Raw genomic sequence first — 14658 nt, forward strand, 5'->3', positions numbered from 1 at the left:
ACGGGCAGCGTTCCTTATAGGTAAGCTTACCCGAAGATATTTTCCGGTTTTTCACGACAAGGGGCACCGCTTACGCCACAGGTTCTGCTTAATGCTCCATTACCCCAGCCGCAGCCCCATGCAAAGTCAGCAGAGGAACGGAATTGTGAGATTGCAGAGGATATACTCATTTTTCCCAGATTGATAACTTCAATGTGACAGTGAGGTCCTGTAGAATTGCCACTGTGTCCGGTTAACGCCAATAACTGCCCCTTCTTTACCTGTGATCCTCCAGATACCGCAAAGCCTTCTCTGGATAAATGAAAGAAACTTATCGCATATGTGGTTCCGCCTGCCTGTGTCAACATTTGAATCGTATTACCACCGCCAGCAGGATAACCAATCCAGTTATTGAGAAATCCACCGTTAGTTGGTGCCGGATTGTCCGCATATAAAATTATGCCATCAGCAGGCGCTACCAAAGATGTACCAATCGAGGTTGCAATATCAAGACCTAAATGCACTCCACCGTCAGGATAATACCAGGTACCGGCAGACACGCTGCCTCCGCGAACCGGCATCATAAGCGCACCATTTCCACTGAAATCCAGCTTTCCTGCGACAGAGGTATTGATATTGATTATATTGTTCTGAATGCTTGCGATATCCACCTGCACCGAACGCATTTTCTCATTCAGTTCAGCTTCCTGCTTACGGTATTCCTCCAGAAGCTTCTTTTTCTGCTTCTGTACCTTTTCTGTTTCTTTCTTATTTTTCTCGTTCTCCGCTTTTTTCGCTTCCACATCAGCCTTCAGCCGGTTTTTCTCGCTTTTCTGATGATCCAGCTCAGCTTTATCCTTCTGCAGCTTTTTAATTTCCACCTGATCACTGTCTGTGATTCTCTGCAGACCATCCACCTTACGAATCATATCAACAAGATCCTTGGAGCCCATAATGACCTCCACATCCATATTGGTGCCGGTCACCGCCTGTTCATCAAGCATGCGATCGGTGATGATCTTATTCCGCTGATCGATATCCTTCTGCTTCTTTTTGATTTCCACATTCAGCTTGGAAATCTGACCTTCAATGGTTCGAATATTGGCTTTATTGATTTCGATATTCTTATCCAGTTTATCAATCAAGGATTGCAGCTGCTTCATAACGGAGGTTATTTCCTCAATATTGCTTTTGATTGCGGATATTTTCTTATCCAGAGAGGATACCTCTCCTTCTAAAGAGCTGCTCAGCCCCGCATAGTATTCCTTAAAGGCCGCACACTGCTGCGCTGCCGCTTCACTTTCCTGAGCAACACTGCATTTGTTCAGCCATGCTTCTTCATTTCCTTCAAAATCTGCTGCATACAGCCAGCTGTTTTTCTGTGACGGTACCAGAAACAGCATTGCCGCCACACAGCCTGTAATCATAAGTTTCTTCATTTTCATCGACGCCACCTCAAATATTTCGTTGCTGCCAGAAAGCTGCCAATAATGCCCACAACAGCTCCACTCAGGAATAGCACCCCTGCAATCTGCAAGGTGAAGGGATATGGCTTCTGCATAACGAACATGCTGCTCATGAATTGCCCGCCAAAGAAATCATAGAGAAAGCCATAACCGAATATCGTCAGAATCACAGGAATCAATGCACCGATCATTCCAATGAGCATACCTTCGAACATGAACGGTGTTTTGATATACCAGTTTCCTGCCCCTACGTTTCGCATAATGGAAATTTCTGTCTGCCTTGTATAAATTGTCATTTTAATAGTATTGGTAATCAGGAATATCGCAAGCACACCCAGTGCCAGTATAAAGACGGCACCTCCGTATCGTATCGTTTCAAAGGTGTCAATCATATCCTGTATGCTTTCTCCGCCATACTGTGCCTTTTCAATACCTTCCATATTGTTTAATGTTTTTGTAATCTGAGGAATATCGGTTGCCTTCTCCACCTCCACGATGAATACATTTGGCATCGGATTGCGTTCCTTGTAGCGTTCAAACACCGAACCGCTTTCCTCAATCAGGATGTTCAGCTCATCCTCTTTGCTGGAGAATTCCACTGTTTTCACACCGGAGATTCCTTTGATCAGCTTTTCCATGTGTTCAATTTCATCCTGCTTCTGCAGGGAATCAATGGATGCATGAATTTTCAGATTTGTTTCCACATGATCCGCAAAGCTGTTCATGTTGGCCGCAAGCACGAGAAACAAAGTCATCAGTGTCAGCGTTACTGCCACAGCAGAGGCACTGGACAATGTCATCGCCATATGACGGCCCAGATTGCGGAGCGCCGTCATGAAATGCTTGGGAAGACTTTGTATAAAACTAATCATGATGTATATATCCGCCTTTCGCGATATCCGCAACGATAAAACCGTCCTCCAGCGCTATCGTGCGTTTTTTGTATGTATTCACGAGTGTGGAGTCATGCGTAACCATTACGATGGTCGTCCCCTCCACCTTGTTGATTTTATCCAGCAGCTCGATGATTTCCATCGATTTCTCAGGGTCAAGGTTTCCTGTCGGCTCATCCGCGATCAGCACCTTGGGATGATTGGCGATGGCCCGGGCGATGGTAGCACGCTGCTGCTGTCCTCCGGATAACTGATCCGGGAAGGATTTTGCCTTATCCTGAAGTGATACCAGCTCCAGAATTTCACGTACCCGCCGTCGAATCGTAACCTTATCCAGCGCCAGCACCTCCAGAGCAAATGCAATATTTTCAAAGACTGTCATTTTCGGAAGCAGGCGGAAGTCCTGAAACACGACACCGATATTGCGGCGATAAAAGGGTACACGGGAGTGACGCAGCTTTCCCACGTTGGTTTCCGCAACATATACCTCTCCCGCATCCGGAAGCTCTTCTCCGTCCAGCAGCTTGATCAGTGTGGACTTTCCACACCCTGTCGGACCGATGATATAAACAAATTCACCTTCATCTATTTCAAGATTGATATCACGCAGTGCGTGAACCCCATTCCTATATGATTTGGATACATTTTTTAAGAGGATCATTTCATCACTCCTTTGGCTAACATTATAACATAAATCGACACCGTTGACAGTGTCTGTCGTATGTAAAATTCTTACAATTTCAAAATGCAGACACAAAAGTTATGATAGATAGAAAACATTACCTGTCAGCCATATAGCATTTTTTGAAAACCGAATGGGATTAAAAACATTAATATACAGCCTCTGCAGTATTCTCTGTCAGATAAGCATACTGATGTTCTATTATGGTACAAAGATCAACGATTAACCAAGCTGAAAAAATATGAACACTCTTGCTTTCATATTTAATGTAATTCAAACCTTATCATTAGCCCTGTTCTTGTTGGACAGTCCTTTCCTATTAGGGTTATACACTGCCTATAAGCGGTATATTCAAATGCCAAGCATATACTTGAAGCAATTTCACAAGTTCTATACCTTATACCCCTGACGTTTTCAGTTCATGAAAGTACAGACACAAAGCTTTCCTTAATTAGCCGCCATATACACATCAGCGCAAACAATACACACTTAAATATTTAAAAGCCCTACCTACCTCTGCCATGTTTTACAGGGTACAAAAATTAAATAAGAGCAAAAACCAGAATACTGGCGTGCTCTTTACGGATACATTACAGCTGTTCCTGATATGTAAAGCCCTCTCCCTGTACCTCATTAACATCACTGACGATAACAAATGCTTCCGGGTCGACCTCAGTTATAATATGATTTAATTCAGAAAACTGCTTCTTGACCACCACCATCATAATCACCGGCTTGCTTGTTCTCGTATAGCCACCCTCAGCATGCAGAATTGTGGCACCGCGGTTGATATTCTGATAGATTACCTGCATCATCTCTTCAAATTTATCAGAGATAATCATAACATTCTTCGCTTCATGAGAACCCATGGTAATCACCTTGTCAATCAACTGTCCGCATACCCAAACGGATACCAGTCCAATCATGGCAGCCTCCACTCCATAAACACTTGCTCCTAAAAGAACAGTCGCACCGTCTATACACATAACCAGCGTAGGCAAAGCGATTTTCGTGTATTTGTTAATTATCAGCGGTGGGATATCCATTCCTCCCGTACTGCCACCTACACGATAAACCAGTCCAATACCGATACCGGTGCATACACCTGCATAGATAGATGCTAGTAATGGATTGCTCGTCACCTGAACATCCGACCACAGCATGCCCAATACGGAGATAAAAAGAGGATAGACAATCGTGGAAACGACGGTTTTCAATGCAAAGCGTTTTCCCAGCAACGCTGCTCCTAGCAGATATAAACCGATTGTTAGACCGTTAATAACAAGACGTGGAGACAGGTTGAAAATCGGCTGCAGAGCAACCGCTATTCCTGCCACCCCTCCGGAAAGAATATCCAGAGGGAGAATAAAGAATGTAACGCCTGCTGCAATAATCAGATTTCCCATGACGATACTGATAATTTCTATGATTTGATCCTTTTTATTATGATTCTGCATATGCTGCACCTCGATTCCTGCTGCCCGCAATTATAACACAGGAAGATATGTAATCCAAGACATTTATAACAGGAATTACTCTGAATATCGATCTTTCAGCTTAACATCAGGACAATTAAAAACAGAACAGGTGTACTGAAATACAATGGATAATATCAATCAGACGTTGTAGAGCTTTTCTGTACCTTGATGTAATGAAAAACCACGAATTTAATCCTGTACTATATGCTGTAAGTAGTATTAAAATATAGAAAACACCTACATAATAGACCCTTATATGTGTAGCTGTTTCATAAAGTTCAAATTTTTTATGTTGCATATAGTATAAAAGGTGAAAACTTACAAAATGCTGGATAGCTCATCATCAAAATATCCATGTCTCTTTTAACGTTCTCTGCTTTTTGCTTCAATAACCTTCAGAAGTCTAGCATCATTTTATCTGATTACTTCAATCAGCTTTTCCTTTCTGCGGCATTCTAATCTGTCTTATCACAATCTGTGATCCTTTGGAGTTTGTCTATTTTATGAATCATAACAAAAAATTCTCAATCTTTGTTGATTTCTACTTCCCATTATATTTAAATCAGAGCCAGTAGTTTTCTGGACGCTCTCTGCATGGTGCGCTGCCGCAGGCGTTCGGTACCTCTGCATTCCACCCTGTTCCAAATGTAAGGTCATTACTACTGTTATAAATATGCAATGCCTCAGACATACTCATATTTCCAACACGAATGATTTCCACATGGCAATGATTCCCCAAACTCCATCCGGAGTCTCCTGAATATCCAAGCACCTGCCCCTGTGATACCTTCTGTCCTGGCGTAACTGCAATAGAAGTCATATGATAAAATGGCATTGCGTAGATGGTATTTCCTTTTTTTGTAAGCAGCAATACATTATTTCCACCGCCAATTGGAATACCGCAGTTACTGTAACCATTTCCACAGCCTGAATATGTATGAAGGATGACTCCAGCTGCAGGAGCCTGTACAGGGATATTTATTGTACCTCCTGTAGAGAAGTCCATCCCCATATGACCACCTCCGCCAGGATAATGCCATGTTCCAGATTCATAATGCCATCCATAGGATAGAGGTACCAGAAAAGAATCGTTATTTGAAGTATCATTCGGTTGATTCGGAACCACTGGTTCCTGAGGTGTCTGCGTATCTGGTTTTTTAATATCATTATTGGTATTGTTGTCAGGCTTAGCAGTATCCGGCTTTTTCGGCTTATCAAATTCTTCTGCTATTGCCAGGTCAATTTTAGGAAGTGATGTCTGGGCCATTTGGATCTGACGCTTCTGCGCACTCAGCTTTGACTCTTGCTTATGATAACCGTTCAAAAGTTCCTGCTTCACATTGTTCAGTGTTTCAACCCGCAACTTATCATCCTTTATATTGTTTTGCTGCTCAATTAGAAGCTCTTTTTGCTCTTTCACAATGGCGCGATCCTCGTTGAGTTTTTGCTTTTCCTTGTTCAGTATACTGATTTGTTCGTTTTCATACGTGTTTAATTCACCAACGATTTCCGTGCGACGCAAAAGATCAACAAAACTTGATGATCCCATAAGGAAATCGATATAGTAATTGCTTCCGGTGTAAGCCTGCATTTCAATCAGACGTTCGCGCATCTGTTGATCACGTTCTTTGATATCGTTTTCCTTCTCACTGATTTTAGCATTCATATCCTCAATGGAATTTTGCATAGTTTCAATATTCAACTGAACTTTATGTATCTGTTTATCATACTGCTCTATTTTTTCATTATTCTCTTTAATGAGAGGAGCAATTTTATCAATATTCCCTTTCACTTTGCTAATCTGATTTTTTATTTCTTTGATTTCATTATCTAGGTTATTCGATTTGTTCTGTAAATATTGTTTATACTGTCTGCATAATCCTTGTGTTTCAGAATTTTTGATCACTTCACATTTTGCATTCATTTCATCTTCTTTACCTTCAAAGTTTTCTGCATACATGAAATCGTGATTACTGATAAATAGGATACCTGCAGCGAACAATGCTAAAATAAAGCCTTTTTGTTTATGTAGCATAGCTGTTTAACCATTCCCTTTCGTATAATCATAGTAATTTTATATTACTAACTGAAAAATACGTACATCATTGTGGTTCTTTCTTATTTTAGGGTGTTTGCAAAAGGGAGAATTTGCCCGCATTTGAGTAAGAACCGTCATTATAATGCAGCATTTTTCAATGCTATTTTAAAAGTTCTTAATCATTAATTACAACTACCATTTTTATTATTTGGATTATGTTCATACAGAGGTCCAGCATTTACCCAAACATACACATCTTTTCCCCATTTATCCTTGAACTTTAATTTCACAGTATTCGCTGATGCATTATTTGCATATACATAAAATCCTAAGTTATGAATTTGCGCAAACTTGCCATCTGGATGAAAATACTCTCCAACACGTAGTATTTGATCTAAACTGCCAGTACCGCCAACAGAATTTTGATACACCTCAGTCAAAGACCAAGCAGGTAACCAAGCTTTCAATTTATTATTATAAATCAAATCCTTTGCTGCATCTACTTTATCGACTCTGTATGAAGTCATTCCACTATTTCGCGGTGAAAACTGTGCATACTCACCAGGTTGAAGTATGTCATCGCAAGGATTCATTACCGCTCTACCATCTGGATTTTCAGTAGTCGCTGCTGTCACATTGATTCCTAACATAGGCATTGCAAGCATCATCATTAAAACCATTTTACCAATTTTTTTCATTATTTCTTCCTCCTATAAATGGTTAACTATATTATATTACAATTTATGGTTAATTACAAGCAGAATAGTTTTGAACTAAATATATTCAAGTGGTGTATAACAATAATTAAGTGTTCTTCTTATTATTTGATAACGCTTATCTTTTTACTTTGCACATAGTTTTTAATATTTTTGTATAATTACTCTACCATATACTAATCGTTTGTATCATTAAGAAAAATGTTGTTACTATTTACAGCAAGTTAAAGGCTATGTGATTTTCAAAAGAGATTAGAAGGACATAGCTGCACAGCTTATGAACATTATTGCATTATCGAATACATTAGGTTCCTTTTGCCACAGACTGAACCAAGTTATGCGATTCACATAACATATAACAAAAAAAGCTGGAATTCAAAAGTAGTGATTCATACCTCTGAAATTCAGCTTTTAATACAGTGCTTCCTGATGATGGAAAGCAGATAATCTTGTTTTTATCAGTATCCGCCCTTGCCTGTCGCTCCTTCTTCTACCTGCCCATATGTCTTGAAGCTTTCGATCACGACATCAATTTCCTCTTTACTCAGGACCGCCGGTTTTCCAACACACATGGTACGCCATTGAATTTCCGCAACCCATTCCACGTTTTCCGCAACGTTGAAGGCTTTTGATAAAGAGGGGCCACAGGCCACCATACCATGATTTGCCAGCAGCATCGCCAGTCCTTCCCCCGTTGCTTCACTCACCTTTTCCGCCAGCGCCTCCGTGCCGTAGGTTGCATAATCAGCACAGGGTACACAAGATGTTTGCGCTCCAGCAAGCAGATAATGTACGGCTTCAATCGGCTGCTTCAAACATGCAAAGGTTGTGCAGTAGGTAGAATGTGCATGCACCACACCTCGCGCATCCGGATGAAGCTTATAAATTGTCGCATGCAGCGCATGTTCACTGGATGGCTTCCGGCTTCCCTCTATAAGGTTTCCATCCAAATCCAGAATGACAATATCCTCAGCAGCGGTTTCAAAATAATCCAATCCGGATGGTGAAATCGCCATATAGCCACACACAGGATCATAGGCGCTGATATTGCCTGATGTTCCTTTCGACAAACCGGCAGAGCTCATTTTCTTCCCGTAATCTACAATTTCCTGTCGTTCTTTTTCCATTAACATACTTCGTTTTCCTCCTTATACCGTCGTATTCACTCTATCTCGATTTGTTTTCCATATTTCATAATACTCCTGTATGAGCGATCCCTTTTGCGGTTTATAGATTTTGTACGCTCGCTCATTTGTGTCTGTATGAATATTCCAATAAGAATTGCATACAGCTACACAGCCCATAATAGATGCCTGATGGAAATTATCCGGCAGTACCAGAGCCTTCTGCGTCAGATCACTGAGATGCTGACACAGCATTTCCGATTGAAAACCGCCGCCGCAGCCCAGAATTTTATCATGCTGTATCGGCAGCATCTGCAGCAGCTGTCGATACTGATAAAAAATAGAACAGGCGATATCCCCCACCAGGGCCCATGCAAGATCTATTCGATGCAAATCGGCGCGAAATGGCGGGCGCATGAAGAAGCCGCCGTTTTTATAGCCGCAGGCATGTTCAAAATCCAGAGAGGAAAAGGATGCGGTGCATTTTATGCTGTTTACTTCCTTCAATGCTGCCTCCAGATCCTCATAGCTCACACCGTCAAAGAGCAGATTTCGAATGCGCTGATAGTTCAATCCCGTAACACCGGGGTTTGTTTCCATCTGATACATGCTGCCCTTTAACCAGGAATCCGTCCAGCAGCGCTGCTGCGGATCACAGTATCGTTCTGTTCTCAGCGTCACCACAGGAGACGTTGTTCCTGATACAACAGCAATATCCCCTTCCTGCATACCGGCTCCAAGCACTGCCACCTGCGTATCTGCCCCGCCTATAAGAAAGGGAATGTCATAGGCGATTCCAAGCTGCTCCTTGATATCCTCTCTCATAAAACCCAGAAGAGAGCCTGCATTCAGCAGGGGCGGCATGGTAAGCTGCTCCAGCTTGAACCGCTTTATCAGTTCTTCACTCCATTGCTGCGTACCAATGTCATATAGCTGTGTTTCACACGCCTGCGAAGGTTCGATGGCAAGCTTTCCACATAAAACATAGCCAATCCACTCGCTCAGGCTTGTAAAGGTTTGTACCTGATCGAAAATTTCTTTTCTGCGCTTTGATAGGCCCATAAGCTTAGCAGCAGGAAAATCCTCCGTAACCCAGCGCCCCGTTTTCTCATAGATCCCATCCTTCTGTATCTCTGCCATCCACGCTCTTCCCCGGTTATCAATATTGGGAAGTCCATAGAAGTCTTCCTGTTTCCGGTTGATGAGGACAATACTTTCTCTGGCACCGGAGGAGGATATGGCATCGATCGTGATATTTGGATACATATGAATGATTTCCCGACAAAGTCCTAAGATGTTGCGCTTCCAAAACGAAGGATCAAAATACTGCGCATCCTCATATGCCTCATCAATATAATAGATATTTTCAAAGGTTTTCACGCAAATCAATGCGCCATCCTCACGAACCAGAGCAACTCTTGAATTACCGGTTCCTATATCCACGATCATATAATGCTTCATAACGGCATCTTCAGGGAGTGATAATTGTATACGATACGCTCCAGCTGCTCCTGCTTTTTCCAGGCCTTTAAGCGCTCTGTGATGATATCCGACTGATGGTCTGTAACTTCATAGGTGGCTCCACAGATATGCGGTGTTAAAAGGACATTGTCATTTTCTATGATTTTCAAGTCATCCGGTAATGGCGGCTCGCTGTTCAGCACATCCAGAAGAATCCCCTTAATGCGTTTCTCTCTTGCCATATCCTGCAATGCTTCCATATCTACGACAGCACTTCTTGCGGTATTCACAAAAACAGCATCCGGTTTCATCGTATACAGCAAATCTCTTGAAATCAGCTTCTCTGTAGCAGGAAGCACCGGCAGATGAATGGAAATGATATCACATGCGGCAAACAGCTCCTGCAGCTCACATTTTGTATATGGCGTATCACTGACATACGGATCGTAATAGCTGATGCTGCACCCGAATGCGTCCAGCAGGTGTGCAGCCGCTTTTCCCACGGCACCAAAACCGACGAAGCCGACATGCTTGCCATGCAGCTCATTTCCCATCCATGTATAATACGGTGTTGTTCCTTCTATCCATTGTCCGTCCCTGACCCATGCAGTTGCAGGAAGCAGCTTGCGCATATAGGCAATCAGCATTCCCACCAGCATTTCCGCTACAGCCGTCGCATTCCGGGCCGGAGTACACAAAACCGGTATTCCATGAGCACTGCATGCCTCTATATCAATATTTGCTGGATTTGCACGGCAGTCACCAATTACCTTTAACCCTTTATAGTTGGATACTACAGCTTCCGTGATGCGATCCAGCTCTGTAATCAGAATATCCGGCTGCACCGTTTTCAGCGCCTCCAGCATCTCTTTTTCATAAAAGCGCTCTCCTGTTTTATTCCATGGATCATATACGACCTCTTCAAACAGCTCCTGCAGCTCCCGCAGTCTGATTTCAGACATGGGAGCACGTACGTAAACCTTCATAAACCGACCTCCTTATCAATAAAACTGTGATACATCTTCCTCAAAATAAGCTGCGACATCATATGCACTATATACCCCCTTATCTGTTATGACACCATCAATCAGATAGGGTGGAGTAATATCAAAGGATGGATAAATCGCCTGAACACCGGGCAGGGTATTGTTGATACCGCGATAGCAGAGTACCTGCTGCGGATCGCGTTCCTCGATAATGATATCCGCCTTACTGCGCTTATCTGCATCCGGTATACCTGTCACAAAATACGGAATATGGAAGTATTTTGCCAGAATTGCAATCTGCATGGTTCCGACCTTATTTGCGATATGTCCATCCCCGGCGATTGTATCTGCGGCAGAGGTAAATAGTGATATCCCCTTGTTTTCCATTGCATAGGCAACCATATTATCAGTAATCACCGTTGAGGAGAAGCCCATTTCATGACATACACTGGAGGTCAGCCGCGCACCCTGCAGGTAGGGTCTTGTTTCCGCATGATAAAACTCCACCTGTCTGTTTCTACGCTGTGCAACACGACACATCATGCCTACAATCGTTTCTCCAAAGCACTGTGTCAGTACACGCCCTTTCTCCGGTATCTGATCAACCAGATATTCCGCTACCTTTTCCATTGTCGCATATCTGCGATTTAATGATTCCAGTGTTCTTTGTATGATCGCCTCTACCGCATTCTCGCCCCGATCGATTGCCGCATAGGCTGCCTGCAGGCATCCGCTTGTTATGACACGGTAGCGGTTTGCAGTCGTAATTCTGGCTGTAGCGATATCCTCAGCTGCAGTCTTCAGAAATTCCTTCTGCTCCTTCTGGTCTGCATTTCGTATCTGCCATGCTGCCAGGGCCATTCCCATACCGGCTGCGGTATACGGTCCGGCACTTTGCGTCACCATGTCCCGTATCGCCTGAACAACCTCCCGATAATCCTTACATTCCACGTAGCGGATAACACTCGGATAAATTCTCCGATCCAGTATACGGACCATACCGTTTTCAAACCATGCCACATGCTCATATTGCAGCAGATATGCAAGCCCCTTGTCCTGTCTTTCCATTGTATCAGCTTCCTTCCTTATCATAGTTAACCCTTTATAGCGCATAGCATGTACCGACCTCAATTTATTTCATCAGCGTACCGCACAAAGCCCCTTACTTCATAAACCAAGTACCATGCCTACATGCAGAGAGCGTGTGTATGTGCTGTTGTAGCGTAAATGCCAAAGCACTACACACAATCCCTCAAGGTTCATCAGCCCTATGAACAAATCATGTTAAATTGTTCACTTACTTCCATTCCCTCATGAATCACCTTTCGATTCCGTATCAGCCAGATTCCCATTTTCAGCAATGCACGCTCAAAGGCTACACGCTTGTCTGTCTCTTTGATTGAGGTGACCTCCATAACCTTGGAATCCCCCACAACTCTGCGAATAATTTCCGTCCCTGCATAGCCAAGGGAATCACTCATTACATCTCTGAGATAGTGCTGCTTAAATTCCTTGGTACGATACAGCGGACATTCCACGCATTGTTCATAAACCTTTGACAGCTTTTCCATGGTCAGATCAATCGTATCTGCCACCGTATGTGAACACCAGGTGATAAATTCTGTATGCCGGGGTTCTATAAACTGTATTCTTGCCCAGGCGAAGAAGAGATTGCCAATCACATTTCCGATGTCATATCCCATTGGTCCGTAAAACGCAAATTCCGGATCGATAATTTTTATTCCCTGCTCATTGATGAAGATGGAGCCGGAATGCAGATCTCCATGCACCAGTGCCTGCGCATGGTTCATAAAGCTATCTCTAAGCTGGGCAACATCGGCTTTCAGCTGCTCATTCTCATATAGAAACTCTTTCACAAACTCCTCATTTTCCGGTAATACGATATTACGATTCTTGTAATTATCATATGGCTCTGTAAGCACAAGATCTTCTGTAATATCACACAGCTCCTTATTCAGGAAGAGCCTGACATTATCTTTCTTCACTGCCCGATCCAGCACCAAATCTGTTGTAGGCAGAAGTGTCCTTGCCAGAAATTCTGCGATATTTTCTGCAAAGTGGGGAAAGAATCGACCTTCCATCAGCTCTTTCCTCATATTTTTATAGGCCGAAATATCCTCCATTGCCAGCACGCACATTGTTTCATCATAGGCATAAACCTTTGGTACAAAGCCCTCTGCCAGCATACCCTCCAGTTTGAGAATTTCCGCTTCAATCTTATTACGATATACATCCAGCGCTCTTCCGGAAGAGCGCAGAAATTTATCTGCCTGCTTTATGATGATGGATTTTCCACTATCCGGATTCCATACACGGAAAACATAATTGATGTTTCCATCACCGATTTCCTCTGCCTGCAGAACTTCATCCTTTTGAAAGTATTGCAGCTTGGAGGTGACATAGCATTTTACTTCCTCCACATCCAGCAACATGTGATGCTCATAGTTATTCATATACATTTCCACCTTATATTCTTCTATGCTTCCTTTTCAACCTGTTCTTTTTTCGTTCTGATATCCTTGAATTTCGGAAATCCGATGATGATAAAGACAATTCCGAAGACAATCATCAGCATGGAATACCAGTTATAGCCCATGATAGCGGTTGGCGATACATTCGCCAGACCTCCGGCTACCAGCAGCTGTCCGGCATATGGCAACAGACCATTAAATGCGGAGGAAAACAGATCCAGGATACTTGCGACACGCGATCTTGAAATATGGAAATTATCCGCAATATCTCTGGCAATCGGACCGGCTGCGATAATCGATATTGTATTGTTGGTAGTCGCAATGTCCAGAAGACTTACCAGAGCCGCAATGGACAGCTCGCCGCCTCTGGATGATTTTGCCCCTTTGGTCAGCTGATTCATCAGGAAATCCATACCGCCGAAGTGTTTCATCAGCTCTACCATACCGCCGACCATAACGGCGATCAAAGCCATATCCTCCATACCGATTGCACCGTCATGAATAATCGTAAGCGACTGTATCAGGGTAAAACCGCCATTGAAGCATCCGATGATCACTCCGGATAAAATACCGATGATCATCACGACCACAACATTCAAGCCGACCAGGGACAAGGCGATGACCAAAATATACGGTATGATATTCACAAAGCTGAAGGAACCGATATTTCCAAGACTCACATCGCCTCCAGACTGGATAGCGAGCAGAATCACATTGATGACAACAGCAGGCAGAACCATCAGTATATTCGCTTTGAATTTATCCTTCATGGATACCTCCTGCGTTCGTGTTGCGGCAATGGTCGTATCGGAAATAAAGGAAAGATTATCTCCAAACATTGCACCGCCGACAACGGCTCCGGCTAACAGACAGACATTGATGCCCGTTTTATTGGATATATCGACTGCAATCGGCATGAGTGCGGCAACGGTTCCCATGGATGTTCCCATGGAGAAGCTCAACAGACAGCCAATCAGGAAGATTCCGGGCAGAATCAGATTTCCGGGAAGAATGGTAAGTCCCATGTTTACGATAGAATCAACGGCTCCCATTCCCTTTGCGACTCCGCCAAAAGCACCGGCAAGCAGGAAAATCAGAACCATCAGAATCAGAGTTTCTTCTCCTCCTCCTTTACAGTACAATGCAATTTTTTCCTCGAATGGTGTTTTCTTATCTCTTTTGTTTAACAGTAATGCGACTCCGGATGCGATGGCGATTCCCGTCATCAGCGGCATGTTGTCAAAGCTTCCTGTTCCAAGTCCCGTACCCATGTACGCAACAAGGAATACAATCAGCGGCAGCAATCCAAGAAAACTGCCTTTCTTTTCATTTTTCATAGTACC

12 protein-coding genes are annotated in these 14658 nt (G+C 43.2%); all 12 read right to left on the bottom strand.

Going from position 1 to position 14658, the window contains the following annotated elements; all coding sequences use genetic code 11:
• Window positions 1–26: 26 nt before the first annotated feature.
• Window positions 27–1424, bottom strand: coding sequence for a murein hydrolase activator EnvC (locus KSZ58_RS11995; RefSeq protein WP_008816539.1), 1398 nt, complete (start codon window positions 1422–1424; stop codon window positions 27–29).
• Window positions 1421–2317, bottom strand: a complete 897-nt coding sequence (gene ftsX / locus KSZ58_RS12000) for a permease-like cell division protein FtsX (RefSeq protein WP_008816538.1) — start codon at window positions 2315–2317, stop codon at window positions 1421–1423. Before ftsX ends, KSZ58_RS11995 begins: the two co-directional genes overlap by 4 nt.
• Window positions 2310–2999: a cell division ATP-binding protein FtsE gene (gene ftsE / locus KSZ58_RS12005; RefSeq protein ID WP_009270655.1), complete on the bottom strand. Its 690-nt coding sequence runs from the start codon at window positions 2997–2999 to the stop codon at window positions 2310–2312. The genes ftsX and ftsE overlap by 8 nt, the downstream gene beginning before the upstream one ends.
• A gap of 611 nt (window positions 3000–3610) precedes the next feature.
• Window positions 3611–4477 (bottom strand): YitT family protein, encoded by an 867-nt coding sequence (locus tag KSZ58_RS12010; RefSeq protein ID WP_008816536.1) that lies wholly within the window; start codon window positions 4475–4477, stop codon window positions 3611–3613.
• Window positions 4478–5060: 583 nt separating this feature from the next.
• Window positions 5061–6533 (bottom strand): murein hydrolase activator EnvC, encoded by a 1473-nt coding sequence (locus tag KSZ58_RS12015; protein ID WP_009270656.1) that lies wholly within the window; start codon window positions 6531–6533, stop codon window positions 5061–5063.
• Window positions 6534–6718: 185 nt separating this feature from the next.
• A complete protein-coding gene (locus KSZ58_RS12020; RefSeq protein WP_009270657.1) occupies window positions 6719–7234 on the bottom strand; it encodes a hypothetical protein in 516 nt (171 codons plus the stop codon).
• 476 nt (window positions 7235–7710) lie between these two features.
• A complete protein-coding gene (locus tag KSZ58_RS12025) occupies window positions 7711–8385 on the bottom strand; it encodes a class II aldolase/adducin family protein (RefSeq protein WP_009270658.1) in 675 nt (224 codons plus the stop codon).
• 15 nt (window positions 8386–8400) lie between these two features.
• On the bottom strand, window positions 8401–9837 hold the full coding sequence (locus KSZ58_RS12030) for an FGGY-family carbohydrate kinase (RefSeq protein WP_009270659.1): 1437 nt from the start codon (window positions 9835–9837) through the stop codon (window positions 8401–8403).
• Window positions 9834–10823: a 2-hydroxyacid dehydrogenase gene (locus tag KSZ58_RS12035; RefSeq protein ID WP_009270660.1), complete on the bottom strand. Its 990-nt coding sequence runs from the start codon at window positions 10821–10823 to the stop codon at window positions 9834–9836. The genes KSZ58_RS12030 and KSZ58_RS12035 overlap by 4 nt, the downstream gene beginning before the upstream one ends.
• Before the next feature lie 15 nt (window positions 10824–10838).
• Window positions 10839–11891 carry a s-methyl-5-thioribose-1-phosphate isomerase gene (locus KSZ58_RS12040; protein ID WP_002606064.1) on the bottom strand — a complete coding sequence of 351 codons (1053 nt, stop codon included), beginning with the start codon at window positions 11889–11891 and terminating at the stop codon, window positions 10839–10841.
• Between the two features lie 200 nt (window positions 11892–12091).
• The gene (mtnK, locus tag KSZ58_RS12045) at window positions 12092–13297 is read right to left on the bottom strand and encodes an S-methyl-5-thioribose kinase (protein WP_008816528.1); all 1206 of its coding nucleotides are present in this window, start codon (window positions 13295–13297) and stop codon (window positions 12092–12094) included.
• Window positions 13298–13320: 23 nt separating this feature from the next.
• Window positions 13321–14652, bottom strand: coding sequence for a Na+/H+ antiporter NhaC family protein (locus tag KSZ58_RS12050; protein WP_009589140.1), 1332 nt, complete (start codon window positions 14650–14652; stop codon window positions 13321–13323).
• Between the last annotated feature and the right edge of the window lie 6 nt (window positions 14653–14658).

The sequence above is a fragment of the Erysipelatoclostridium sp. DFI.2.3 genome (genome assembly GCF_019132535.1).
Classification (GTDB): Bacteria; Bacillota_I; Bacilli_A; order Erysipelotrichales; family Erysipelotrichaceae; genus Clostridium_AQ; species Clostridium_AQ innocuum.

What these genes read in the sequence shown, in the direction of transcription:
- KSZ58_RS11995 (WP_008816539.1), bottom strand. Translation starts at nt 1,424, where the DNA reads ATGAAAATGAAGAAACTTATGATTACAGGCTGTGTGGCGGCAATGCTG.
- ftsX (WP_008816538.1), bottom strand. Translation starts at nt 2,317, where the DNA reads ATGATTAGTTTTATACAAAGTCTTCCCAAGCATTTCATGACGGCGCTC.
- ftsE (WP_009270655.1), bottom strand. Translation starts at nt 2,999, where the DNA reads ATGATCCTCTTAAAAAATGTATCCAAATCATATAGGAATGGGGTTCAC.
- KSZ58_RS12010 (WP_008816536.1), bottom strand. Translation starts at nt 4,477, where the DNA reads ATGCAGAATCATAATAAAAAGGATCAAATCATAGAAATTATCAGTATC.
- KSZ58_RS12015 (WP_009270656.1), bottom strand. Translation starts at nt 6,533, where the DNA reads ATGCTACATAAACAAAAAGGCTTTATTTTAGCATTGTTCGCTGCAGGT.
- KSZ58_RS12020 (WP_009270657.1), bottom strand. Translation starts at nt 7,234, where the DNA reads ATGAAAAAAATTGGTAAAATGGTTTTAATGATGATGCTTGCAATGCCT.
- KSZ58_RS12025 (WP_009270658.1), bottom strand. Translation starts at nt 8,385, where the DNA reads ATGTTAATGGAAAAAGAACGACAGGAAATTGTAGATTACGGGAAGAAA.
- KSZ58_RS12030 (WP_009270659.1), bottom strand. Translation starts at nt 9,837, where the DNA reads ATGAAGCATTATATGATCGTGGATATAGGAACCGGTAATTCAAGAGTT.
- KSZ58_RS12035 (WP_009270660.1), bottom strand. Translation starts at nt 10,823, where the DNA reads ATGAAGGTTTACGTACGTGCTCCCATGTCTGAAATCAGACTGCGGGAG.
- KSZ58_RS12040 (WP_002606064.1), bottom strand. Translation starts at nt 11,891, where the DNA reads ATGGAAAGACAGGACAAGGGGCTTGCATATCTGCTGCAATATGAGCAT.
- mtnK (WP_008816528.1), bottom strand. Translation starts at nt 13,297, where the DNA reads ATGAATAACTATGAGCATCACATGTTGCTGGATGTGGAGGAAGTAAAA.
- KSZ58_RS12050 (WP_009589140.1), bottom strand. Translation starts at nt 14,652, where the DNA reads ATGAAAAATGAAAAGAAAGGCAGTTTTCTTGGATTGCTGCCGCTGATT.